General features: G+C 72.1%; 22 protein-coding genes. 9 read left to right on the top strand and 13 right to left on the bottom strand.

Features of this window, described 5'->3' with window-relative positions; all coding sequences use genetic code 11:
- Window positions 1–55 precede the first annotated feature (55 nt).
- Window positions 56–979: an ATP-grasp domain-containing protein gene (locus tag ABJI51_RS36645; protein ID WP_348955704.1), complete on the top strand. Its 924-nt coding sequence runs from the start codon at window positions 56–58 to the stop codon at window positions 977–979.
- Window positions 980–988: 9 nt separating this feature from the next.
- Here ABJI51_RS36645 and dapF read toward each other — a convergent pair whose 3' ends face one another.
- Both dapF and miaA read right to left on the bottom strand, forming a co-directional pair.
- Window positions 989–1816, bottom strand: coding sequence for a diaminopimelate epimerase (dapF, locus tag ABJI51_RS36650; RefSeq protein ID WP_348955705.1), 828 nt, complete (start codon window positions 1814–1816; stop codon window positions 989–991).
- Between the two features lie 10 nt (window positions 1817–1826).
- On the bottom strand, window positions 1827–2729 hold the full coding sequence (gene miaA / locus ABJI51_RS36655; RefSeq protein ID WP_348955706.1) for a tRNA (adenosine(37)-N6)-dimethylallyltransferase MiaA: 903 nt from the start codon (window positions 2727–2729) through the stop codon (window positions 1827–1829).
- A gap of 218 nt (window positions 2730–2947) precedes the next feature.
- On the opposite strand from miaA, the gene ABJI51_RS36660 reads away from it, so the two are divergent.
- Together ABJI51_RS36660 and ABJI51_RS36665 are read left to right on the top strand one after the other, a co-directional pair.
- The gene (locus tag ABJI51_RS36660; protein ID WP_348955707.1) at window positions 2948–4261 is read left to right on the top strand and encodes a DUF349 domain-containing protein; all 1314 of its coding nucleotides are present in this window, start codon (window positions 2948–2950) and stop codon (window positions 4259–4261) included.
- Window positions 4262–4995: 734 nt separating this feature from the next.
- Window positions 4996–5451: a hypothetical protein gene (locus tag ABJI51_RS36665; protein ID WP_348955708.1), complete on the top strand. Its 456-nt coding sequence runs from the start codon at window positions 4996–4998 to the stop codon at window positions 5449–5451.
- Window positions 5452–5478: 27 nt separating this feature from the next.
- Here ABJI51_RS36665 and ABJI51_RS36670 read toward each other — a convergent pair whose 3' ends face one another.
- The 3 genes from ABJI51_RS36670 to ABJI51_RS36680 form a co-directional block, all read right to left on the bottom strand.
- Window positions 5479–5952 (bottom strand): Rv2732c family membrane protein, encoded by a 474-nt coding sequence (locus ABJI51_RS36670; RefSeq protein WP_348955709.1) that lies wholly within the window; start codon window positions 5950–5952, stop codon window positions 5479–5481.
- Window positions 5949–7442 (bottom strand): tRNA (N6-isopentenyl adenosine(37)-C2)-methylthiotransferase MiaB, encoded by a 1494-nt coding sequence (miaB, locus tag ABJI51_RS36675; RefSeq protein ID WP_348955710.1) that lies wholly within the window; start codon window positions 7440–7442, stop codon window positions 5949–5951. The genes ABJI51_RS36670 and miaB overlap by 4 nt, the downstream gene beginning before the upstream one ends.
- Before the next feature lie 112 nt (window positions 7443–7554).
- Window positions 7555–8316 (bottom strand): GntR family transcriptional regulator, encoded by a 762-nt coding sequence (locus ABJI51_RS36680; RefSeq protein ID WP_348955711.1) that lies wholly within the window; start codon window positions 8314–8316, stop codon window positions 7555–7557.
- Between the two features lie 547 nt (window positions 8317–8863).
- Between ABJI51_RS36680 and ABJI51_RS36685 the strand changes: the two genes are divergently transcribed.
- Window positions 8864–9103: a helix-turn-helix transcriptional regulator gene (locus tag ABJI51_RS36685; protein ID WP_348955712.1), complete on the top strand. Its 240-nt coding sequence runs from the start codon at window positions 8864–8866 to the stop codon at window positions 9101–9103.
- A 329-nt stretch (window positions 9104–9432) separates the two neighbouring features.
- Window positions 9433–10641, top strand: a complete 1209-nt coding sequence (locus ABJI51_RS36690; RefSeq protein WP_348955713.1) for an MFS transporter — start codon at window positions 9433–9435, stop codon at window positions 10639–10641.
- Here ABJI51_RS36690 and ABJI51_RS36695 read toward each other — a convergent pair.
- The 6 genes from ABJI51_RS36695 to ABJI51_RS36720 form a co-directional block, all read right to left on the bottom strand.
- Window positions 10625–11194, bottom strand: coding sequence for a DUF3558 family protein (locus ABJI51_RS36695; RefSeq protein ID WP_348955714.1), 570 nt, complete (start codon window positions 11192–11194; stop codon window positions 10625–10627). The genes ABJI51_RS36690 and ABJI51_RS36695 overlap by 17 nt on opposite strands.
- Before the next feature lie 64 nt (window positions 11195–11258).
- On the bottom strand, window positions 11259–12149 hold the full coding sequence (locus ABJI51_RS36700) for a PfkB family carbohydrate kinase (protein WP_348955715.1): 891 nt from the start codon (window positions 12147–12149) through the stop codon (window positions 11259–11261).
- Window positions 12146–12532: a D-ribose pyranase gene (rbsD, locus tag ABJI51_RS36705; RefSeq protein WP_348955716.1), complete on the bottom strand. Its 387-nt coding sequence runs from the start codon at window positions 12530–12532 to the stop codon at window positions 12146–12148. The genes ABJI51_RS36700 and rbsD overlap by 4 nt, the downstream gene beginning before the upstream one ends.
- The gene (locus ABJI51_RS36710; protein WP_348955718.1) at window positions 12529–13290 is read right to left on the bottom strand and encodes an ATP-binding cassette domain-containing protein; all 762 of its coding nucleotides are present in this window, start codon (window positions 13288–13290) and stop codon (window positions 12529–12531) included. Before ABJI51_RS36710 ends, rbsD begins: the two co-directional genes overlap by 4 nt.
- A gap of 8 nt (window positions 13291–13298) precedes the next feature.
- Window positions 13299–14249 (bottom strand): ABC transporter permease, encoded by a 951-nt coding sequence (locus ABJI51_RS36715; RefSeq protein WP_348955719.1) that lies wholly within the window; start codon window positions 14247–14249, stop codon window positions 13299–13301.
- The gene (locus ABJI51_RS36720; protein ID WP_348955720.1) at window positions 14246–15274 is read right to left on the bottom strand and encodes a sugar ABC transporter substrate-binding protein; all 1029 of its coding nucleotides are present in this window, start codon (window positions 15272–15274) and stop codon (window positions 14246–14248) included. The genes ABJI51_RS36715 and ABJI51_RS36720 overlap by 4 nt, the downstream gene beginning before the upstream one ends.
- Window positions 15275–15397: 123 nt before the next feature.
- Between ABJI51_RS36720 and ABJI51_RS36725 the strand changes: the two genes are divergently transcribed.
- Both ABJI51_RS36725 and ABJI51_RS36730 read left to right on the top strand, forming a co-directional pair.
- Window positions 15398–16453: a LacI family DNA-binding transcriptional regulator gene (locus ABJI51_RS36725; protein WP_348955721.1), complete on the top strand. Its 1056-nt coding sequence runs from the start codon at window positions 15398–15400 to the stop codon at window positions 16451–16453.
- Window positions 16454–16470: 17 nt separating this feature from the next.
- The gene (locus ABJI51_RS36730) at window positions 16471–17391 is read left to right on the top strand and encodes a TAXI family TRAP transporter solute-binding subunit (protein WP_348955722.1); all 921 of its coding nucleotides are present in this window, start codon (window positions 16471–16473) and stop codon (window positions 17389–17391) included.
- A gap of 122 nt (window positions 17392–17513) precedes the next feature.
- Here ABJI51_RS36730 and ABJI51_RS36735 read toward each other — a convergent pair whose 3' ends face one another.
- On the bottom strand, window positions 17514–18908 hold the full coding sequence (locus ABJI51_RS36735; protein ID WP_348955723.1) for a sensor histidine kinase: 1395 nt from the start codon (window positions 18906–18908) through the stop codon (window positions 17514–17516).
- Window positions 18909–18911: 3 nt separating this feature from the next.
- Window positions 18912–19586, bottom strand: coding sequence for a response regulator transcription factor (locus tag ABJI51_RS36740; protein ID WP_348955724.1), 675 nt, complete (start codon window positions 19584–19586; stop codon window positions 18912–18914).
- Between the two features lie 284 nt (window positions 19587–19870).
- Here ABJI51_RS36740 and ABJI51_RS36745 point away from each other — a divergent pair, with 284 nt between their 5' ends.
- Both ABJI51_RS36745 and ABJI51_RS36750 read left to right on the top strand, forming a co-directional pair.
- Complete coding sequence (locus tag ABJI51_RS36745; RefSeq protein ID WP_348955889.1) at window positions 19871–20599, top strand: amino acid ABC transporter ATP-binding protein; 729 nt, start codon at window positions 19871–19873, stop codon at window positions 20597–20599.
- Window positions 20600–20662: 63 nt separating this feature from the next.
- Window positions 20663–21553: a glutamate ABC transporter substrate-binding protein gene (locus ABJI51_RS36750; RefSeq protein WP_348955725.1), complete on the top strand. Its 891-nt coding sequence runs from the start codon at window positions 20663–20665 to the stop codon at window positions 21551–21553.
- Window positions 21554–21596 lie beyond the last annotated feature (43 nt).

Consider the following 21596-nt stretch of genomic DNA (forward strand, 5'->3'; position numbering starts at 1 on the left):
CTGCGCTGACCAAGCTGCCCCGCAGCGACCGGCCCAGCCCACCCTCGGAGGCGCCATGACCGTCCTGCTGTGGGGGCTGCCCGACGAGTCCCCGATCCAGCTGGTCGCCACGGCGCTGGCGGCCCGGGGCGCCGACTTCGCCGTCGTGGACTGCCGCGCCGCCGCCCGCGACACCATCGAGCTGCTGCTGAACCCCGGAACCGACCTCGACGGCGTGCTGCGCACCCGCGACCGGACCGTCGAACTCGCCCGCGTCACCGGGGTCTACCTGCGGCCGGTCGAACCCGAACTGTTCCCCGGCCTCACCCCGCCCGAGCTGGCCCGCGCCCGGCGCTTCTGCGACGCGCTGACCTGCTTCACCGAGCTGACCGGGCTCTCCGGGCGCTGCCGGGTCGCGAATCGCCTCTCGGCCATGGGGTCCAACGTCTCCAAGCCGTACCAGGCCCAGCTCATCACCCGGCACGGCTTCGCCACGCCGGAGACGCTGATCTCCAGCGACCCGGCCGAGGTGCTCGCCTTCGCCGCGAGCCGCGGGCCGCTGGTGTACAAGTCGATCAGCGGGGTCCGGTCGATCGTCACCGCGTTCGACCCCGCCGCCGACACCGGGCGGCTGGCCCGGCTGCGCTGGTGCCCGGTCCAGTTCCAGGAGCGGCTCGCCGGGCCCGACGTCCGCGTGCACGTCGTCGGCGACCGGGTCTTCGCCACCGAGATCACGACGACCGCCGTCGACTACCGCTACGCCCGCCAGGACGGAACGTCGGCGTCCCTGCGCGCCTGCGACCTCGACCCGGACGTCGCGGCGCGGTGCGTCGAACTGGCCGCGGCGCTGCAGCTGCCGTTCGCGGGCATCGATCTCAAGCTCGTGCCGGACGGGCGGGTCGTGTGCTTCGAGGTGAACCCCTCGCCCGGGTTCACCTGGTTCGAGCAGGAAACCGGCCAGCCGATCGCCGCCGCCGTGGCCGGGTGGCTCACCTCCTGACGGGAGCCGTCAGGAACCCGCGGCCGCCCACCACGCTTCGTCGATCTCGCCGCGCGCCACGATCTCCGCCGGCCCCGAGAGCGTCGACGCGCCGCGGGACACCGTCACCTCGACGCGGCCGCCCGGGATGTCCACAGTGGACCGGCCGGTGTCGGTGCCTGCCAGGTGGAACGCGGCCGCCACCGCCGCGACCGTGCCCGTGCCACACGCCCGCGTCTCCCCCACCCCGCGTTCGTGCACGCGCATCCGCAGCGCGCCCTCGCCGAGGCGGTTGACGAACTCCAGGTTCACCCCGTGCGGGAAGAAGTCGTGGTCGAAGTCGGGCTGCTCGCGCAGGTCGAGGCCGGCGACGTCGTCGTCGAGCACCGACACCAGGTGCGGGTTGCCGACGTTCACCGCCACGCCCGAGAACGGGCGGCCCGCCACCACGGTCACCGACGTGCCGGTGATCGTCGCCGGTCCCATCTGGACGGTCACCGAGCGGTCCGGGTGCACCACCACGGGACGGTCGCCCGCGCGCGTGCCGACGACGAACTCGCCCTCGGTCTCCAGGCCCGCGTCGACCAGGTAGCGGGCGAAGACGCGGGTGCCGTTGCCGCACATCTCGGCGATCGAGCCGTCGGCGTTGCGGTAGTCCATGAACCACTCGCCCGCGGAGGGCTCGTCGAGCGCGGCGGCGCGGACGACGCGCAGCACGCCGTCGGCCCCGAGGCCGCGGCGGCGGTCGCACAGCGCGGCGACCCGCGCCTCGGTCAGCTCGAGGCGACCCGCCGGATCGGGGAGCAGCACGAAGTCGTTCTGCGTGCCGTGCCCCTTGAGGAACTCGATTCCGCCCATGGCGTCAAGATTACCGGCCCAGGGTATCCAGGACGCGCGCGGCCAGCTCCGGATCGGCGCCGTCGAACCAATGGATCCGCTGGTCGCGCCGGAACCAGGAACGTTGCTTCCGGACGAAGCGGCGGGTGGCCTGCGCCGTCGCCGCGGCGGCCGCCTCGAAGTCGCCGTCGCCGTCCAGCTCGGCGAGCACCTGCTGGTAGCCGAGCGCGCGCGACGCCGTCAGCCCGTCCCGCAGGCCCTGCTTCTCCAGCTCGCGCACCTCGTCGACCAGACCGGCCGCGAACATCCGCCGGACCCGCTCGTCGACGCGCTCGTCGAGGTCCGCGGGCTCCCGGTCGACGCCGATGACGACCGTGCCGTAGCGGGCCGGGCCGGGCTTGGGCAGGTTCGCCGAGAACGGCTCACCGGTGATCTCGATGACTTCGAGGGCCCGCACGATCCGGCGGGTGTTCGTCGGCAGGATCGCGGCCGCCGCGGCCGGGTCGCGCTCCTGCAGGCGGGCGTACAGCGCCGGGGTGCCCAGCTCCGCGGCTTCGGCGTCCAGCCGCGCCCGCACCGCCGGGTCGGTGCCCGGGAACCGCAGGTCGTCGAGCACCGCCTGGACGTACAGGCCCGACCCGCCTGCGAGCACCGGCACCCGCCCGGCGGCCAGCAGCCGCTCGATCGTGGCACGCGCGTCGCGCTGGTAGGCGGCCACGGACGCCGTCTGCGTCACGTCCAGGACGTCGAGCAGGTGGTGCGGGACGCCGCGGCGCTCGGCTTCGGTCGCCTTCGCCGTGCCGATGTCCATGCCCCGGTAGAGCTGCAGCGCGTCGGCGTTGACGACCTCCCCGCCGAGGGCAAGGGCCAGCTCCACGGCCAGCGCGGTCTTGCCGGTGGCGGTCGGGCCGACCACGGCGACGGGGCTGTTCACGGCGGCTGACGATACCGGCGGGCCGACACGCGGCGTCCACCGGAAGTAGGATCACGTGCTTCGAGTGGCTCATCCGGTACCACGGTGCGCGCTGAGCTGCTTGAATGCCGCGTGGGGGCCGTTGCATCCGAGCACGGCCCGTGACGACCGCATTACCCGGCCCCGCTTCGCGGCGGGGCGCCCGCGCAAGCGGGCGTACAGGCGATAAGGAGCCTGCGATGGCCCAGGAGAACACTTCCACCGGTACCCCGGCCCCGCACCCGGTGCCGCACGCGCTGCACGCCGGGCACCCCGCCCCGCCCGTGCCGCCCGCCGAACCCACCCCGTCCACCTGGGGCCGGATCGACGACGAGGGCACCGTCTACGTCATCACCGCCGAGGGGGAACGTGCCGTCGGCGTCTGGCAGGCAGGCAGCCCCGACGAGGGCCTGGTGCACTACGCCCGCCGCTTCGACGACGTGCGCACCGAGGTCGAGCTGCTGGAAACCCGGCTGATCTCCGGCGCGGGCGACCCGAAGCACGCGCTGTCGAGCGCCACCCAGATCCGGGAGGGACTGGCCGAGGCCGCCGTGGTCGGCGACCTGGCCGCGCTCGCCGCCCGCCTCGACTACGTCATCGCGCACGCCGAGAAGGCGCTGGCCAGCGCGAAGGCCGAGCGCGAGGAAGCCCGCGCGGCGGCGATCGCCCGCAAGCAGGCACTGGCCGAGGAGGCGGAGAAGATCGCGGCCGACTCCACCCAGTGGAAGGCGGCGGGCGACCGGCTGCGCGCGATCCTCGACGAGTGGAAGACGGTCAAGGGCGTCGACCGCAAGACCGACGACGAGCTGTGGAAGCGGTTCTCGAAGGCCCGCGAGGCGTTCAACCGCCGCCGCGGCTCCCACTTCGCGGAGCTGGACAAGCAGCGCGCGGCGGCCAAGCAGCGCAAGGAGGAGCTGATCGCCGAGGCCGAGGCCCTCAGCGAGTCCGACGACTGGGGCGAGACGGCCGGTCGCTACAAGGACCTGATGACCGAGTGGAAGGCGGCAGGCCGCGCGCCGAAGGACAGTGACGAAGCGCTGTGGCAGCGGTTCCGCGCGGCGCAGGACAAGTTCTTCGCCCGCCGGTCGGCGGTGTTCTCCGAGCGCGACGCGGAGTTCTCCCAGAACGCCGCGCGCAAGGAGGAGCTGCTGATCGAGGCCGAGAAGATCGACCCGTCGGCCAACCTCGAAGCGGCCAAGAGCGCCCTGCGCCGCATCCAGGAGCAGTGGGACGAGATCGGCAAGGTCCCCCGCGAGCGCATCCGCGAGCTCGACGGCCGCCTCAAGGCGGTCCAGGACGCGGTCAAGGCGGCCGAGGACACCCGCTGGCGCCGCACGGACCCGGAGGCCCAGGCCCGAGCGGCCCAGTTCCGCGAGCGCGTCGAGCAGTTCGAAGCCCAGGCGGCCAAGGCCCGCGCGGCCGGAGACGAGCGCCGCGCCAAGAAGGCCGACGAGCAGGCGGCCCAGTGGCGCGAGTGGCTGCGGGCCGCCGAGGCCGCGGTCGCGGACCGGTAGGTCTCCGCTTTCCCTGTTTGGTGAAGGCCACCTTTGCTTGAGGTGGCCTTCACGGCTTTTCGCTGGCCGTTCCGGGGACTTGTCCACAGTGTCCGGGCAATGTGGACAAGTCCGCCACCGGACGGCGTTTTCGTACGGCAGTGTCGGGGGCCTCGATAGACTGGACCTGGGGACGCCCCCCTGGGAGTGGCGGGGGCTGCTGTGGGCCGGGGCTGCTGTGGGCCGGGGCTGCGGCAAAGTCTGGTGGTACCGGCCGATCCGCGCCCGGTGACCTGGCGGCGGGTACCCGGACGACATGAAAGAGTCTTTCATGTCGTCAGACGAGGTGAACGAGTCGTTCATGACACCGCAGCGGCGCGACCACCCAGCCCTCGGCCGGTCACGCGCCGGGGCCGGATTCGCGCAAGCCACACCGCGGCATCCGGTCTGGCCGCAGCCCCGCCCTGTCCCGGACCGGACCACCACCACATGGCCCGCAACCCCGCGCGGCCACTCACACTCTTCGGACCCCATGACCGGCACAAACGAAACCCTGCCGGGGAGTGACGGGGGCCGCGGTGGGCCGGGCCGCGGCGGGCCGGTGAGGGGTGAGACCGGCGGTCGGGAGCCGTCGGGCAGTACCACCGGCACGCTCGGCAAGCGGACGGTTAACGCTTCACCCGAAGCGGTGTGAGGCGCTCCACGGGCGGGGGTTTCCGGGCGCTTTCCGCCACCCCCGGTGCTCCACTTTGATCATGACCAGGACACCGTTCAGCGCCAGCCGGATCTTCTCCGCTCTGGTGATCAGCATCGCCGTCGCCGGGCTTGCCCCGGCTCTCGCCGCTCCCGCCACCGCCGCGCCGGGTACTGCCGCCGTCGCCGAAGCCGGCAAGGGCAAGGTGAAGCTCGACGGGAAGCTCGGGAAGGACCACGTCAAGGTCAACGAAAAGGTCGACCTCAAGGGCAACCTCAAGGTGCTCGACGCGGCCCGCGCCGACGGGACCCAGACCCTCGAAGCCGTCGTCGTGCAGCAGCTGCAGGCCGGCGTCTGGGTGGATCTCGCCAACACCTCGTGCCGCCCGAACGGGGGCTTCTCGTTCAGTCTCAGCTTCAGCCTGAGCGCCACCGTCTCGCTGCGGCTCTACCACCCCGAGTCGACGTTGTACGCCGCCGCGTACTCGTCGAGCACCCTCACCCTCCGGGTGGGCTGAAAGTCGAACTCCGGTCCCCGCCGGCCCTCAGGACCGCGAGAACGCCGTCCGCATCCACTGCACCGCCAGGCAGATCATCGCGATCCACGCGACGATCATGCCGAACCCGGGCCCGCCGCCCGCCGCGCCCGGCGCGTGGGACGACTGCTGGGACCAGATCGCCAGCAGGCCGTCCACCGAGGCGAACCAGCCGCCGGCCGCGCTGACCCACGCCAGCCACCAGCGCCGCGTCACCAGTGCCAGCGCCGAGGCGAAGATCCCGATGCCGGTCGACGTCGCCGCGAACAGCTGCGGGATGCCGCCGCCCTCGCCTGCCAGCACCTGCCAGCCCGCGTGGTCGCCGACCCACGGCAGGATCAGGCAGATCAGCAGCACGAACGTGAACACCGCGATGGTGAACCCGCGGCGGCCCAGCTCCACCGTGCGGGACGCGCGCGCCCCGGCCTCGTCGATCTCGGCGGCCAGCTCGGCCAGCTCACCGTTGCCCCGGGACTCCGTCACAGCGCACACCCACTCACCGGTTCGGGCCGGGCGGCCGGGGCACCGAAGCCCGGCAGGCCCAGCGTGACGCCGCTCGTCTTCGGTCGCAGCCCCGCCTCGGCGTTGTCGCCCGCCCGCGTCCGCCGGTGCGAGAGCAGGTCGCCGTCGGCGACCAGGTGGTGCGGCGCGCCGTAGGTGACGACCGTCTCGACGACGTCGCCCGGGCGCACGCCGCGGTCCACGTGCGGGCCGGTCGGCGTGAAGTGGACCAGCCGCCCGTCGCGGGCGCGGCCGCTCATCCGCTGCGTCTCGGCGTCCTTGCGGCCTTCGCCCTCGGCGACGAGCAGCTCGACGCGGCGGCCGACGATCTTCTTGTTCTCTTCCCAGGAAATCGCGTTCTGCAGCTCGACCAGGCGGTCGTAGCGCTCCTGCACGACCTCCTTGGGCAGCTGGCCGTCCATCGTCGCGGCCGGCGTGCCGGGGCGCTTCGAGTACTGGAAGGTGAACGCGCTGGAGAAGCGGGCCTGCGCCACGACGTCCAGGGTCGCCTGGAAGTCCTCCTCGGTCTCGCCGGGGAAGCCGACGATGATGTCGGTGGTGATCGCCGCGTCCGGCATGGCCGCGCGGACCTCGTCGAGGATGTTCAGGAAGCGCGCCGAGCGGTAGGACCGCTTCATCTCGCGCAGCACCCGGTCCGAACCGGACTGCAGCGGCATGTGCAGCTGGTGGCAGACGTTCGGCGTCTCGGCCATGGCGTCGATGACGTCGGAGGTGAACGCGGCGGGATGCGGCGAGGTGAAGCGGACGCGCTCCAGGCCGTCGATGGTGCCGCAGGCGCGCAGCAGCTTGCCGAAGGCGAGCCGGTCGCCGAACTCGACGCCGTAGGAGTTGACGTTCTGGCCCAGCAGCGTGACTTCGAGCACGCCCTCGGCGACGAGCGCCTCGACCTCGGCGAGGATCTCGCCGGGCCGCCGGTCGCGTTCCTTGCCGCGCAGGGAAGGCACGATGCAGAAGGTGCAGGTGTTGTTGCACCCGACCGAAACGGACACCCAGCTCGCGTAGGACGATTCGCGCCGCGCGGGCAGCGTGGACGGGAAGGTCTCGAGCGACTCGAGGATCTCGACCTCGGCCTCGGCGTTGTGCCGCGCACGTTCGAGCAGCGTGGGCAGCGACCCGATGTTGTGCGTGCCGAAGACGACGTCGACCCAGGGCGCCCGCTTGACGATCTCCCCGCGGTCCTTCTGCGCCAGGCAGCCACCGACGGCGATCTGCAGGCCGGGATTCGCGGTCTTGTCCGGGCGCAGGTGCCCGAGGGTGCCGTAGAGCTTGTTGTCGGCGTTCTCCCGCACGGCGCAGGTGTTGAACACGATGAGGTCAGGCTGCGTCCCAGCGGTGGCGGGGACGTACCCGGCCGCTTCGAGCTGCCCGGCGAGGCGCTCGGAGTCGTGCACGTTCATCTGGCAGCCGAAGGTGCGGATCTGGTACGCCCTGGGTGCCTGGTTCTCGGTCATCACCTCCCAGGGTAGACCGGCTGCCACCTGCTACCGAGTCGTCCCCTCTCGTCGGGGATCCAGGGCATATGCGCCCGCTCAGCGGGCGGCCCGCTGCCCGCCGGGCTTGGGACTACTCGGCGGGCCACTCGTACGAAAGTTCGTAGCGGTCGGCCGCCAACACCATGTCGTTCATCTCCAGGGGCGTGCCGTCCTCGCCGTAGGCGACGCGAGTGATCGTGACAACCGGGACGCCGTCCGCAAGCTGAAGAAGCGACGCCTCGTCAGGCGTCGGCATCCGGGCGCCGACATGCTCGACATACGACCCGATGCGGTGACCAGTCTCCTCCAAGCGGGCGTATGCACCGCCGGGACCGGTGTCGACCTGTTCGATTGCGGTGTCGCGCGTCAGCTCGCGCGGCAGGCGCGACACCGCAAGCTGGACCACCAGCCCATCGGCCCGCATCACCCGATCTCTCACGGTGACCTCGGCCCCCTCGTCTATCGCGAGGTGCGCAGCAGTGCGTCCGTCGGCTTGTTCGAAGCGGATCTTCACTGACGCGGACGGAGTGAAGCCGCGCGCGGCGGCGTCAGCCAGAAAGGCGCCACGGTTGCGCTCACGGGCAGCACGAGACAGCCGGGAACGCGCGATGCGCTGGATGCTGGCCGGTGGACGGACGAACACGCCGCGCCCGTGCTCCGAGGTGACCAGCCCTTCCGCGCGCAGCAAATTGACCGCATCACGCACGGTCGGCCGGGACACGCCGTAGGTGTCGACCAGCTCGCGTTCGCTCGGCAGCTGCGCGCCGGGCGCGTAGTCACCGGCGGCGATCTTCTGCCGCAGGTCTGCCGCTACCTGCCGAAACGCAGGGACACCGCTTCTGCGATCCACCATGCCCTCATTCTCCCACTGGTCAGCTTGTCTTGACCAGTTGACCCCACTGTGAGACCGTACTCGTCAAGACGTCCTGATGAGTTGACGGAGAGTAGCCGAAGGGCTATCGCTACCGAAAGAAATAAGCATCCTGATCGTTTTGACCTCACTGTTCGCGCTACCACCGACGGCACCGAACCAGAAAGAACGGGCGCGATGCCGAAACCGCGCAATCCCGCGGGGCCGGGGCCCACGAGGCCCGGACCCGGCAAGGACACCCCCTCCACTCCGACCCGCAGCAACCCGGCACCTCAGCCCCGTCCTGTCCAGCCGAAGCCCCCGGGGCGCTAGGAGGACTTACATGCCGAAGAAGCCGAGACGTCGGCGCGATCTGCGGAGCTGCCTCACCGGCGGTCAGCCGGGCAACGTGGCCTATCCGGGATCGGCGGGGCGCCACCCGCCGATCCAACCTGCCGGCCCGACCCACCCTGGCGGCCGTTACCGATCAAGCGTCTTCCGCTGGCTGCGGCATCCGCCGGAGCTCAACGACGAGGGCTAGAATCGGCTCATGCGGTCAAACCGGGAAATGCGAAAGCTGGCGGCAGTGCTCCTCGCCGGCGCGGCCGAAACCCGCTTCTCCGCTGAGGAATTGCGCCGTGCGACGCGCGTACACAGCAGGCGGCTGTACCCGATGCTGGCGACGCTGGAGCAACGCGGCTGGCTGACCGACGGCTGGGAAGATCCCACCAAGACCCAGCGCTACTACGTCCTCACCGAGGACGGTCGGCGCGAGCTGACCAGGCGTTAGAACCCTGAAACGCAAGAGCCCCTCCCCCGGTCCGAAGACCGAGGAGAAGGGCTTTTCTGTTGCTACTGAATGCACTTGGTGACGGTCTTCTTCTTGAATTCGTCGCGGTGATGTCCCCGATGGGCTGTTGTTGCGATCGAGGAACGCGAACAGCGCGGCCTCGCGGCCATGCATCATCGCCTTCCAGACGACCTGGCGGTTGAGTCCGGTCACGATCTTGTGCAGCGCGTTGTGGTCGTCTTGCGGGGTGCGCCGGCGCACCGGCGCCGATTGACGGACTCCGTCAACCCGCGTGCCACCGGGACCCTCCGGAGATCACCGTCGACGGCATGACGACCAAGATCGGGCCCCGCGTTCTCGTGCGGGCCTCCGGGGGCCCTCGCTATGCCGTCGCCTTGGCGGTCGACGCTCTCGGTACCGGGCTGCTGCGCCCCTTTCTGCTCCTCTACGGCGTCACCGTGCTGGCGCTGTCCGCGCCGGTGACCGGCCTGGCCATGACCGCCGGGGTTGTTGCGGGCCTGGCCTGCATGCCGCTGGTCGGGCGGTGGCTGGACCGCGGTGCGCGCAGTGCCGTCGTGGCCGCGTCGATGCTCGTGCGTGTCCTCGGCGTGGCGCTGCTGCTCGCCACCCCCGCCGGGCAGGCGTGGCCCTTCGCCGTGGCGGCGCTCTTTCTCGGCCTCGGCAACCAGGCGTGGCCTGCCGCGCATGCCGCGCTCGTCGCCACCGTCGCCCAGGGCCGGGAGCGGGACGCCGCCCTTGCCGCGGGACGCGCTCTGCGCAACGCCTGTCTCGGGGTCGGTGCCCTGCTCGCCACCGTGTGCCTCGCCGGTGGTCCTGCCGCGATGCGGCTCATGGCCGCCCTCACCGGGATCGCCTACCTCGCCGCGGCGCTGCTCGCGTGGTCGGTCCGCCTCCGCGCGGACCCCGCCGTCACCACCGCCGCCGCCGAGGAGGGGCCGGCGCCGCGGATGGGCGCGCTGCTGGCCGCCAACGTGGTCTACGTCTTCTGCCTCAACGTCCCGGAAATCGCGCTGCCGCTGGTGCTGGTGACGCAGCTGCACGCGTCCCCGGTGTGGCCGGCGGCCGTGTTCGTGGCCAACACCGTGCTGGTGGTCACCCTGCAGGTCCCGGTCACGGTCCTGATGTCCCGCTTCGCCCGGCGGACGGTGCTCGCCCTCGCCGGTGTCGTGCTCACCGCGTCCTACCTGGGCTTCCTCGCCGCCACGGCACTGGGCGGCGGCTGGGCCGTCCCGGCCGTCGCCCTCGTGTCCGTGGTCTGCACGCTGGGCGAGATCCTCTACGCGGGCAGCGCCACCGCGCTCGTCACCCACCTCGCCCCGGCCCGCACGCTGGGCCGGGCCCTCGCCCGCTTCCAGCTCTCCACGGGCTTCGGCCTCGCCGTCTCACCGATGGTCATCACGGCACTGGGCCCGACGGCCCTCTGGGGCACGCTCGCCGCGGGCACGCTCCTGTCGTCGGCCGCCGTCACGACCGGGAAGGACCCGGCGCCGCGTGCGGCCGTCATCGGAGGTGGGTGAGCGCGGCGGCCGCGACCGCCGCGCCCGCGCGGCACGTTCCGTCCTGCGGCACTCCGGGATCCGGGATGGTCGTGGCGGCGACCAGGTGATCGGGCCGGTCCACCGCGACGAAGACGAAGCAGATGTGCTGGAACTCGGCCTGCACGGCCATGTGCGGCCCGACGGGGACCTGCGTGACCCGGCCGTTGCGGGTCATGGTCTGCGCGTAGGACAACGGAGCGTCCAGCTGCAGGTCGACGTTCTGGCCCGCCAGTTTCCAGTGGCAGGACGGGCCGTTCCGGGTCGCTTCCTCCTCGCCCTGCCCGGCAATGCCGAGAGCGGCGAGGTCGCGGGCGTCGAGGGCGCGGCACGGCCGCTGCGCCAGTTCCGTCCTCGCGTACTTGGCCGGCTGCGACACGGTGGCGGACGAGGTGGTGGACGGCGGTGCGGTGGACGACGCCGGGGCAGGGGTAGGCGACGGCGCCGCCTGCCCGCCCGAGCACCCGGCGCCGAAGAACCCGGCGGTGAACAGGAGTACGAGCGCGGAAACCCGGTGTGCATCGAGACGCGGCATGTCCTCAAAGTAGGAGCAGGACGGGCGGCCGCGACCGCGATGACAGGTTCCTGCAACACCGCGGTCAGGACTCCCCGAGCGCCACCCTCACCTGTGCCCGCGTAGGGCCGCCCCGGGCGCCCGCCGTGGCCACCGACAGGGCTGCCGCCGCGTTCGCTGTGCGGACCGCGCGGTCCAGGTTGTCGCCTGCCGCGAGGCGGGCGGCGAGGACCCCGTTGAACGTGTCGCCCGCGCCCGTTGTGTCGACCACCTTTGCCGGGTGTGGTGCGACGTCGACCGCTTCGCCGTCCGGCAGTACGTACCGGACTCCGTCGCCGCCCAGCGTCACCACCACCGGTGCCCCGGTGCGTGCCGCCAGGGTGGCGAGGTCCGGGGCCAGTTCCGCTGCCTCGCCGCGGTTCGGCGTGAGCACCGGGCCGTGCCGCAGCAGCCGTGTCACCGCCGGGACGACCGGGGCCGGGTTGAGCACGCAGCGGACCCCGGCCGCCGTGGCCTCCTCGACCGCGGCCGCCACCGCCTCCTCCGGGACTTCGGTGCTGACCAGCACGCAGCCGCACGACGGCAGCAGCTCCCGCAGCGCGGCGCGGACGCGGTCCGGGGCGACGCGGGCGGTGGCGCCCGCGCCGCCCGCGAGCTGGGTCGCGCCACGGCCGTCGCCGCCGATGTCCGCGGCTCCGGTCGGGACGCCGTCGAGCCGGTCGACGTGTGCAACGTCCACATCGGACTCCACGAGCTCGGCGAGCGCGCCGTCGCCGACGTCGTCGCGGCCGACCGCGGCGACCAGGTGGACGCGGGCGCCGAAGCGGGCGGCCGCCACCGCCGCGTTCGCTCCCTTGCCGCCGCCGTGGCGCACCATTGCCGGGCCGACCACCGTCTCGCCCGCCCGCGGCAGCCGGCCGGCCACCACGACGTGGTCGACGTTCACCGCGCCGAGGACGACGACGGATCCGCTCACCACGCCACTCCCGCCCGCAGCAGGACGTTGGCGTACGGCGTCGCGTCCCCGGTGCGGACCACGAACCGGCACTGCGCGAGCCGCTCCTTGAAGTCCTCGTGCGCCAGCAGCTGCGGACCCACGAGGTCGGCCAGTGCCCGGTGGACGTCCGGGTTGACGTCGGCGACGTCGCGCGACGCCCACGCCGCCTCGACCGTCACCTCGGCCAGCACCGGGCGCAGCACGGTCAGGAAGTCCGGGATCCCGTACACGACACCGAGATCGATCACCTCGACGCCGCCGGGCACGGGCAGGCCCGAGTCGCTGACGGCGAAGAGGTCGGTGTGCCGCAGCCCGGCCAGCGCCCGGGTCAGCTGGCCGTTGATCAGGCCCGTGCGCTTCACGCGGCCTCCGCGATCGTCCCGGTGATCAGGCCGACCAGCCGGTCGCCCGTGACGTCGGCGACCGGGCGGCGCGCGACCGCCCGCCCGCGGCGCAGCACCACGACCGTGTCGGCCACGCGCATCACCTGGTCCAGGTCGTGGCTGATGATGAGCACGGTGACGCCGCGGTCGCGCAGCGACAGGATCAGCTTCTCCACGGCCGCGGTCTCGCGCACGCCCAGCGCCGCCGTCGGCTCGTCCATGATCACCAGCGACTTGCCCCAGGTGACCGCGCGGGCGATGGCGATGCTCTGCCGCTGCCCGCCGGACATGCGCCGGACGGTCGTGCGCACCGAAGGCACGTTGACGTCGAGCCCGCTGAGGATGTCGCGGCTCTCCCGGATCATCCGCGGCCGGTCGAGCACGCCCAGCAGCGGGATCGGCCGCAGCAGCTCGCGGTTGAGGAACAGGTTCTGCCACACCGCGAGGTCGTCGATCAGGCCGAGGTCCTGGTAGACCGTCTCGATGCCGAGGTCGCGCGCCGCCTGCGGCGAGGACAGCCGGATCGGCTCGCCGCGGAACAGCAGCTGCCCCTCGGTCGGCGGGTGCACGCCGGTGAGGCAGCGCACGAGCGTGGACTTGCCTGCCCCGTTGTCGCCGACGATCGCGGTGACCTCGCCCTCGGCGAAGCCCGCGCTCAGCCCGTCGAGCGCCCGCACGGCGTCGAACGTCTTCACCAGGTCGCGGGCTTCGAGCAGGTACTGCGTTTCGGATGTCATGTGCCGCCTCACTTCCGGAACCGGGCCAGCAGTGCCGCGAGCAGCACCACCGCGCCGACGGCGATCGTCTGGAAGTACTGGGAGATGCCGATGATCGTGAAGCCGTTGACCAGGCTGGTCAGCAGCACCGCCCCGGTCACCGAGCCGGCGACCGACGCCTTGCCGCCGAACAGCGACGACCCGCCCAGCACCACCGCGGCGATCGAGCTCAGCAGGTAGTTCGTCTGCAGCGAGGGGTCCGCGCCGCCGTTGCGGGCCACCAGCATCACGCCGGCGACCCCGCACAGCAGGCCGGACGCCGCGTAGGCGGCCAGGCGCACCCGCCGCACCGGGATGCCGGTGCCCAGCGCCGCGTCCGGCCCGCCGCCCACGGCGAGCAGGTGCGTGCCGGCGCGGGTGCGGAACAGCGTCGCCCACACCAGCACCGCGGCGGCGAGCGCGATCAGCCAGAACCAGCGCACCGGCCCGATCCCGTCGAGCGCGATCGCCTGCAGGAACGGCGAGGACACCGCGACGGTGTTGCCTTCGGTCAGCAGCAGCGTGATGCCGCTGACCACGCTCAGCGAGCCGAGCGTGACGATGAAGTCGGTCATCTTCAGGTAGCCGACGAGGAACCCGTTGACGACGCCGACGACGACGCTGCCGGCAATCGCGATCAGGATCGCCAGTCCCATCGGGACTCCCGCGGTCGCCGTCGCGCCGAGCAGCGCGGCCGCCCACGGCAGGTTGGCGCCGACCGACAGGTCGATGCCGGCCACCACGACGGCGAACTGCTGGCCCAGCGCCAGCACGGCCAGGATGGACGAGGCGACCAGCAGGTCGCCGATGTTGTCCAGGGTCAGGAAGTGCGGTGTCGCGATGAAGAACGCGAGCCACACCACGACCAGCGCGCCGGGTGCGGCGTAGTCGGCCGCGCGGGCGAGGTCGAACGAACGCGGCCGGGCCGCCGTGGCCGTCATCCGGCGACCAGCGGGGCGAGCGGGTTGTCGAACGGCGCGAACGGCTTCGGGAACGAAGCGATCTGCTGGTCGACGACGGCGTTGTCGATGAAGGCGATCGGCGCGACCACGCGCTGCGGGATCTGCTTGCCGGAGTGCGCGGCAATGCACGCCTGCACGGCGAGCTGACCTTCGGCGTACGGGTACTGGGTGATGGTGCCGTAGAGGTCGCCGCTCTTGACCGAGGCGAGGGCGTCCTTGATGCCGTCGACCGAGATCACCTTGATCTTGCCTGCCAGCCCGGCGTTCTTGATGGCCTGGACGGCGCCGAGGCCCATGGTGTCGTTCGCGGCGAAGATGCCGGTGATGTCCGGGTGCGCCTTGAGGATCGCCTCGGTGACCTGCAGTGCCTTGTCCTGCTCGTAGTCGGCGGGCGCGCGCTGGACGATCTCGAGCTTGCCGCCGGTCGCCTCGGTGAAGCCCTTCTCGCGGTTGATGCCGTTCTGCTCACCGGCGATGCCCTGCAGGATGACGACCTTGCCGGTGCCGTTCAGCGCGGTGAGCATCTTCTGGCCGGCCAGGGTGCCCGCCGCGACGTTGTCCGAGCCGATGAACGACGCGTACGACACGCCCGCCGCGCTCGAGGCCGCGGGGTCGATCTGCGAGTCGAGGTTGAGGATCGGCGTCTTCTTGCGCGCCACCGGGACGAGCGGGGTGATCACGTTGCTCGCGTTGACCGGGACGACGCCGAAGCAGTCGTAGCCCTGGCCGGCCAGGGTGGAGATCTTGGCGTTCTCGCCGTCGGCGTCGGTCTCGGACGTGCCCGCCTGCACGTTGACCTCGACGCCGCGCTGCTTGCCCTCGGCCAGCGCGCCGTCGCGCAGCGCGGCCCAGTACGGGTTGGTGAAGTTGCGGGTGACGATGGCGATCCGCGGACCGCTCGCCTGCTTGACGTCGTCACCACCGCGGCCACAGGCGGCGGTCATTCCGGTGACCGCGGCGGCCGCGACCGTCACCGCGACGATGCGGCGAAGGTTCCATCCCATGAGCATTCTCCCTGGTCTCAGCGTTTCAACTCGTGTTGATCAGCTATCAACTCGTGTTGATGAGCCATCGTGTGCTCTGGCACACTGCTTGTCAAGACTGTGCTTCGAAGAACGGAGTTCTGGATGGCGGTGACGCGGGCGGACGTCGCCCGGCGGGCGGGGACGTCTCCGGCGCTGGTCAGTTACGTGCTCAACGACGGGCCGCGGCGCGTCGCCCCGGAAACCCGCGAGCGGATCCTCGCCGCCATCGAGGAACTGGGCTACCGGCCGAACACGGTGGCCCGGTCCCTGCGGATGGCCCGCGGCCACGCGCTCGGGCTGGTCATCCCCGACAGCGCGAACCCCTACTTCGCGCTGCTCGCCCGCGCGGTCGAGGAAACCGCGCACCGGTTCGGGTATCCCCTGCTGGTCGGCAACGCCGCCGACGACGAGACGCGCGAACTCGGCTACCTGCGGGCGTTCCTGGACCGGCAGGTGGAGGGCGTGCTGGCGATCCCGTCGACGACGAGCCCGGTGCTGCGCGCGGAGTACGCGAAGATCCCGACGCCGGTGGTGTTCGTCGACCGGTCCTTCGACGACGGCGAGCTGCCCACGGTCGTGGCCGACGCCGTCGACGGCGCCCGCGAAGCCGTCGCGCACCTGGTCGGGCACGGGCACACGCGGATCGCCTGCCTGAGCGGGCCGGACGTTTCGACCTCCCGCGACCGCGTCGCCGGATACGAGCGCGCGCTGGGCGAAGCCGGGCTCACCGGGCTGCCGGTGCTGCGCCGCCCGTTCGGCGGCCGGGCCGGGTACGAGGCACTCGACACGCTGCTGGCCGGCCCCAACCCGCCGACCGCGCTGTTCGTCACCAGCGACCTCGCCGCGCTCGGGCTGCTGCGCGCCGCGACCGACCGTGGCCTGCGGGTGCCCGACGACCTGGCGGTCGCGTCGTTCGACGGTATCGAGTACGCGGCCTACACCACCCCCGGCCTCACCACCGCGGAGCAGCCGATCTTCGAAATGGGCAGGCGGGCGGCCGAGCTGCTCGTGGGCGCTCTCGCCAGCGAGTCGCGCCCGAGCGGGCTGCAGAAGCTGCCGACCCGGCTCACGATCCGGGGCTCGTGCGGGTGCCCCGACACGTTCGTGCGGTCGTCGAACGCGCTGCTCGGGCGGACCACCGGCACCGAGCGCGGCTGATCTGGCACGATCAGGCCGTGGCCAGGACCCGGCGGAGGCGCGGACTCGCGATCGCGGCCGCCCTGCTGCTGGTGCTGTCGGCGTGCAGCTCCGGCTTCGCGGGGCTGCAGCTGCGGATCGCCGCCGGCAACCCCGGCGGCGTCTACGACAAGCTCGCCCAGACGCTCGCCACCGCGTGGCAGAACGACCTGGACATCGGACGGCCGCAGGTGCTGCAGACCCAGGGTTCCCCCGACAACGTCGCGAAGGTGCTGGCGGGCCAGGCCGACGTCGCCTTCGTGGCCGCCGACGTCGCCGCCGAGCAGTACCGGACCCACCACGACCTCGCCGCGCTCGCCCGCATCCACGACGACTACCTGCACGTCGTCGTCCGCGACGACTCCGGGATCCGGTCGGTGACGCAGCTGCGCGGCCACCGGATCGCCGTCGGCTCGCCGGCCTCCGGCGTGGAGTTCATCGCCAAGCAGCTGCTCGCCGCGGCGGATCTGACCGGCTCGGTCAGCACGACCACCCGCGGCCTCGAAGACTCCATCGCCGCGCTGCTGGACGGCGAAGTGGACGCGTTCTTCTGGTCCGGCGGCCTGCCGACGCCGAAGCTCACCGAGAACCAGAGCCGCCTGCGGCTGGTCGACATCGCCGACGTGCTGCCGAAGATGCAGGCGACCAGCGAGGTCTACGGCACCGCCACGATCCCGGCGAGCACCTACGGCCAGCCCCGGCCGGTGACGACGCTGGTGGTGCCCAACTTCCTGGTGGTCCGCCCGTCGATGGCCGACGACGTCGCCGAGGCACTGACCCGCGGCCTGTTCGCCGCCCGCCAGCAGCTGGCCCTGGCCAACCGGGCGGCGCTGTCGATCGACGTCCACCCGGGCATCGAGACCCAGCCGATCCCCCTGCACCCGGGCGCCTTGCGCTACTACCGGAGCCAGAAAACCTAGGCCGCCGGGCCCGCCAGGGAAGCGCCCCAAGGTGGCCTTCGGTGCGTTGAACGCACCGAAGGCCACCTTGGGTGCATCGCCGCACCCGCGGGACGCAACCGCGCGACTGTGCCGAAGTCCGGTCAGGCGGCCGGGAAGGTCATCGTGATCCGCAGGCCGCCGCCGTCGGGGAGGTCCAGGGCCAGGTCGCCGTCCGAATGGGCCACCAGCTCGCTGACGATCGCCAGGCCCAGCCCCGATCCCGGGACGTTCTGGTGTGCCGGGCTGCGCCAGAACCGGTCCAGTGCGCGGTCCAGCTCCTCCGGCCGCAGGCCCGGGCCGTGGTCGCGCACCGACAGCCGGACGCGGTCGCCGTCGCGGGCCACCTCGATGCGGATTTCCGTGCCCGACGCCGTGAACTTGAGCGCGTTGTCGAGCAGCGCGTCCAGGATCGTCTCCGCGCCACGCGGGGGCAGGCGCACCCGCAGGTCCTCGCCGTCGGTGGCGACGACCAGCCGCACGTCGCGGGCCTCGCCCACCACCGACCAGTCCGCGACGCGCTCGGCGACGGCTTCGTCCAGCACCACCGGGTCCAGCTCGCCGCCGGACGCCTCGGCGCGGGCCATCGACAGCAGCCCGTCGAGGATCTGGTGCAGCCGTCCCGCGTCGACCCGCGCCGCCTCCAGGTCGGCCGCGGCCGTCTCGTCGTCGACGTGGCCTTCGAGGTTGCCCAGCCGGATCTTCAGCGCTGTCAACGGGTTGCGCAGCTGGTGGGACGCGTCGGCGACGAACGCGCGCTGCGCGGCCAGCGCCCCGGACACGCTCTCGGCCATCCGGTCGAAGGAGCGGCCGAGCTGCCGCAGCTCCGGCGGCCCGCCGCTCTCCCCCACCGGCTCGGCCTCGCGCCCGCTGACCACGGACGCCACGAGCGCGCCGGTCGCGTCGTCGAGCCGCTGCACCGGCCGCAGGATCCAGCGCACCACCGGGACCGCCACGGCCAGCGCCAGCGTGAAGGCGAGGATGCCGCCCGCGGCCAGCAGCAGCCACCACCACAGCACGTCGGCCCGCTCGGCGCCGGTGTCCGACACGGTCACCACCGCGCCGCGCACCTCGCCGTCGGCCAGCACCGGTTCGGCGAGCACCAGCGGCGTGGCGTCCCACGGCATCAGCAGGCCGCCGGGCTGGGAGCGGCGGCCCGCCAGTGCCTCGTGGACCGGGCCGGTGATCCGCTCGGCGTGCATGTCGAGCCGCGCGGTGCCGCCCAGCGAGCTGAGCACCGGCCTGCTCTCCTGGTCGAAGACCAGCACCTGGACGCCGTAGACCTCGGTGTAGCGGCGCAGGTCGGGATCGAGCAGCCGCGGCTTGTCGTCCAGCAGCGGCCGCTGCGCCAGCGACGCGAACCGGGCGGTGTCGGTCAGCCGGTCGAGGAACAGGTCCTGCTGCGCGCCCGCGGCGATCGTGATGGCCAGCGGGATGCCGAGGCCGAACACCAGCAGCGCGACCAGCGTCAGCACGATGCCCTGCAGCCGGACGCGCACGGCTCAGCTCCGCGCGACCTGGCCGCCGAGCCGGTAGCCGACCCCGCGGACCGTCTCGATCAGCGCCGGGCGGCCCAGTTTCGTCCGCAGCGTCGCGACGTGGACGTCGAGCGAGCGGCTTTCCGCGGCGCCGCGGTGGCCCCACACCTCGGTGAGCACGTGCTCGCGCGAGCACACCGCGCCGCGGGCGTTCGCGACCAGCGCCAGTACCTGGAACTCCTTGCGGGACAGGGCGACCGCGCGCCCGCCGACCAGCACCTCGTGCCGGGACAGGTCGACGCTGACGTCCCCGACGCGGATCACCACCGGCTCCGCGGCGGTGTGCTCGCCGCGGCGGCGGCGCACGGCCTCGACCCGCGCCAGCAGCTCCTCGACGTCGTAGGGCTTGACCAGGTAGTCGTCGGCGCCCGCGCGCAGGCCCTGGATCCGGTCGTCGACCTCGCCACGCGCCGACACGACGATGATCGCGACGTCGCTGACCGCGCGGATCTGACGACAGAGCGTGACGCCGTCGATGTCGGGCAGGCCGAGGTCGAGCAGGATCACGTCGACCTCGTGCACGCGGTCGAGCACCCCGGCGCCGGTCGCCAGCCGGGCGATCGCCAGGCCACGGCGGGTCAGCGCCGGGATCAGCGCGCCCGCGACCCGGTCGTCGTCCTCCACCAGCAGCACCCGCACCCGTCGCCTCCCATGGTGACCTGCTTCACCGGCCGGTAGCGACGAACTCTAGGACCTCGGAGCCGGACCCGCACCGGCCACCCGGACGGTCACTCCCCGTGACCCCGGGTGGACACCCCCCGAAACGGACATCGATACTCAGTTGAAACCCTAAGTATTGCTCAAGCAGCCTTGCCAGCCGGTAAAGCAACGGTAGGTTCTCGCCATCGCGTGGTGACCCCTGCCGCACCGTGCCGGCACGAACGACCCCTGGAGGCCAGATGACCGCGGAGGTGGCGGCGCCGATGATCAAGGCGTCCGCCGTGAACAAGTACTTCGGCGACCTGCACGTGCTCAGGGAGATCACGCTCGAGGTGCCTCGCGGCCAGGTCGTCGTGGTGCTGGGCCCGTCCGGGTCGGGCAAGTCGACCCTGTGCCGGGCGATCAACCGGCTCGAGCCGATCAACTCGGGCGAGATCGCCGTCGACGGCGTCCCGCTGCCCGCCGAGGGCAAGGCGCTCGCGGCGCTGCGGGCCGACGTCGGCATGGTGTTCCAGTCCTTCAACCTGTTCGCGCACAAGACCATCGTCGAGAACGTCATGCTCGCCCCGGTCAAGGTCCGCAAGATCGGCCAGGCCGAAGCGCGCAAGACGGCGATGGAGCTGCTGGACCGCGTCGGCATCGCCAACCAGGCCGACAAGTACCCGGCACAGCTGTCGGGCGGGCAGCAGCAGCGCGTCGCCATCGCGCGGGCGCTGGCGATGCGGCCCAAGGTCATGCTGTTCGACGAGCCGACCTCGGCGCTGGACCCGGAGATGGTCCAGGAGGTCCTCGACGTGATGACCGGGCTGGCCAAGGACGGCATGACGATGCTCGTCGTCACCCACGAGATGGGCTTCGCCCGCCGGGCAGCCGATCGGGTGATCTTCATGGCCGACGGCGAGATCGTCGAGGACACGACGCCCGAAGAGTTCTTCACCGCGCCGAAGAGCGAGCGCGCGAAGGACTTCCTCGGCAAGATCCTTACCCACTGAGGTTCTGCCCCGTTTGGCGGCGCGGCACGTGCCGCATCGACGACAGATACGGAGAAAGCTGAAATGAGGATCCGCACCCTCGCCGTGGGCCTGCTGGCCGGCGGGCTGATGCTGACCGCCTGTGGCAAGGAGGGCGCGCCCGGCGACAGCGGCGGCACCGCCCCGCAGCAGACCGCGGCGGCCGGTGTCGACGTCCCGGGTTCGCCCGACTTCGCCAAGATGAAGGCCGCGGGCAAGGTCGTCATCGGCGTCAAGGAGGACCAGCCCGGCCTCGGCTACAAGGACCCGACGACGAACAAGTACACCGGGTTCGACATCGAGATCGCGAAGCTGGTCGCGGCGAAGCTGGGCTTCGGCGAGGACAAGATCCAGTACAAGGCCGTCCCGTCGGCCGGCCGCGAGCAGGCGATCGCCAACGGCGACGTCAACTACTACGTCGGCACGTACACGATCAACGACAAGCGCAAGCAGCAGGTGTCGTTCGCCGGCCCGTACTTCATCGCCGGCCAGAGCCTGCTGGTGAAGAAGGACAACAACGACATCACCGGCAAGGACACGCTCAAGGGCAAGAAGGTCTGCTCGGTGACCGGGTCGACCCCGATCCAGCGCGTCCGCGAGCAGGGCCTGACCGAGCCGGGCAACATCGTCGAGCTGCAGAACTACTCGCAGTGCGTGTCCCAGCTGGACACCGGCCAGGTCCAGGCCGTCACGACCGACGACGCGATCCTCAAGGGCTACGCGGCACAGGAGCCGGACAAGTTCAAGGTCGTCGGCGAGCCGTTCTCGAAGGAGCCGTACGGCATCGGCCTGCCGAAGGACGACAAGGCCCTGCGCGACAAGGTGAACGACATCCTCCAGGCCGCACTGGACGACGGCACCTGGCAGCAGATCTACGACAACACGCTCGGCAAGTCCGGTTCGACCGCGACGAAGCCGACGCTCAACCGGTACTGATTCCCGGTTCCCGGCCGGTGGTGGCAGCCCGCTGCCCCACCGG

The sequence above is a fragment of the Amycolatopsis melonis genome, assembly GCF_040064235.1.
Classification (GTDB): domain Bacteria; phylum Actinomycetota; class Actinomycetes; order Mycobacteriales; family Pseudonocardiaceae; genus Amycolatopsis; species Amycolatopsis melonis.

Excerpts from the sequence above, each read along its gene's own strand:
- ABJI51_RS36645 (WP_348955704.1), top strand. The coding sequence starts at position 56 with ATGACCGTCCTGCTGTGGGGGCTGCCCGACGAGTCCCCGATCCAGCTG.
- dapF (WP_348955705.1), bottom strand. The coding sequence starts at position 1,816 with ATGGGCGGAATCGAGTTCCTCAAGGGGCACGGCACGCAGAACGACTTC.
- ABJI51_RS36660 (WP_348955707.1), top strand. The coding sequence starts at position 2,948 with ATGGCCCAGGAGAACACTTCCACCGGTACCCCGGCCCCGCACCCGGTG.
- ABJI51_RS36665 (WP_348955708.1), top strand. The coding sequence starts at position 4,996 with ATGACCAGGACACCGTTCAGCGCCAGCCGGATCTTCTCCGCTCTGGTG.
- miaB (WP_348955710.1), bottom strand. The coding sequence starts at position 7,442 with ATGACCGAGAACCAGGCACCCAGGGCGTACCAGATCCGCACCTTCGGC.
- ABJI51_RS36680 (WP_348955711.1), bottom strand. The coding sequence starts at position 8,316 with ATGGTGGATCGCAGAAGCGGTGTCCCTGCGTTTCGGCAGGTAGCGGCA.
- ABJI51_RS36685 (WP_348955712.1), top strand. The coding sequence starts at position 8,864 with ATGCGGTCAAACCGGGAAATGCGAAAGCTGGCGGCAGTGCTCCTCGCC.
- ABJI51_RS36690 (WP_348955713.1), top strand. The coding sequence starts at position 9,433 with ATGACGACCAAGATCGGGCCCCGCGTTCTCGTGCGGGCCTCCGGGGGC.
- ABJI51_RS36695 (WP_348955714.1), bottom strand. The coding sequence starts at position 11,194 with ATGCCGCGTCTCGATGCACACCGGGTTTCCGCGCTCGTACTCCTGTTC.
- ABJI51_RS36710 (WP_348955718.1), bottom strand. The coding sequence starts at position 13,290 with ATGACATCCGAAACGCAGTACCTGCTCGAAGCCCGCGACCTGGTGAAG.
- ABJI51_RS36715 (WP_348955719.1), bottom strand. The coding sequence starts at position 14,249 with ATGACGGCCACGGCGGCCCGGCCGCGTTCGTTCGACCTCGCCCGCGCG.
- ABJI51_RS36720 (WP_348955720.1), bottom strand. The coding sequence starts at position 15,274 with ATGGGATGGAACCTTCGCCGCATCGTCGCGGTGACGGTCGCGGCCGCC.
- ABJI51_RS36725 (WP_348955721.1), top strand. The coding sequence starts at position 15,398 with ATGGCGGTGACGCGGGCGGACGTCGCCCGGCGGGCGGGGACGTCTCCG.
- ABJI51_RS36745 (WP_348955889.1), top strand. The coding sequence starts at position 19,871 with ATGATCAAGGCGTCCGCCGTGAACAAGTACTTCGGCGACCTGCACGTG.
- ABJI51_RS36750 (WP_348955725.1), top strand. The coding sequence starts at position 20,663 with ATGAGGATCCGCACCCTCGCCGTGGGCCTGCTGGCCGGCGGGCTGATG.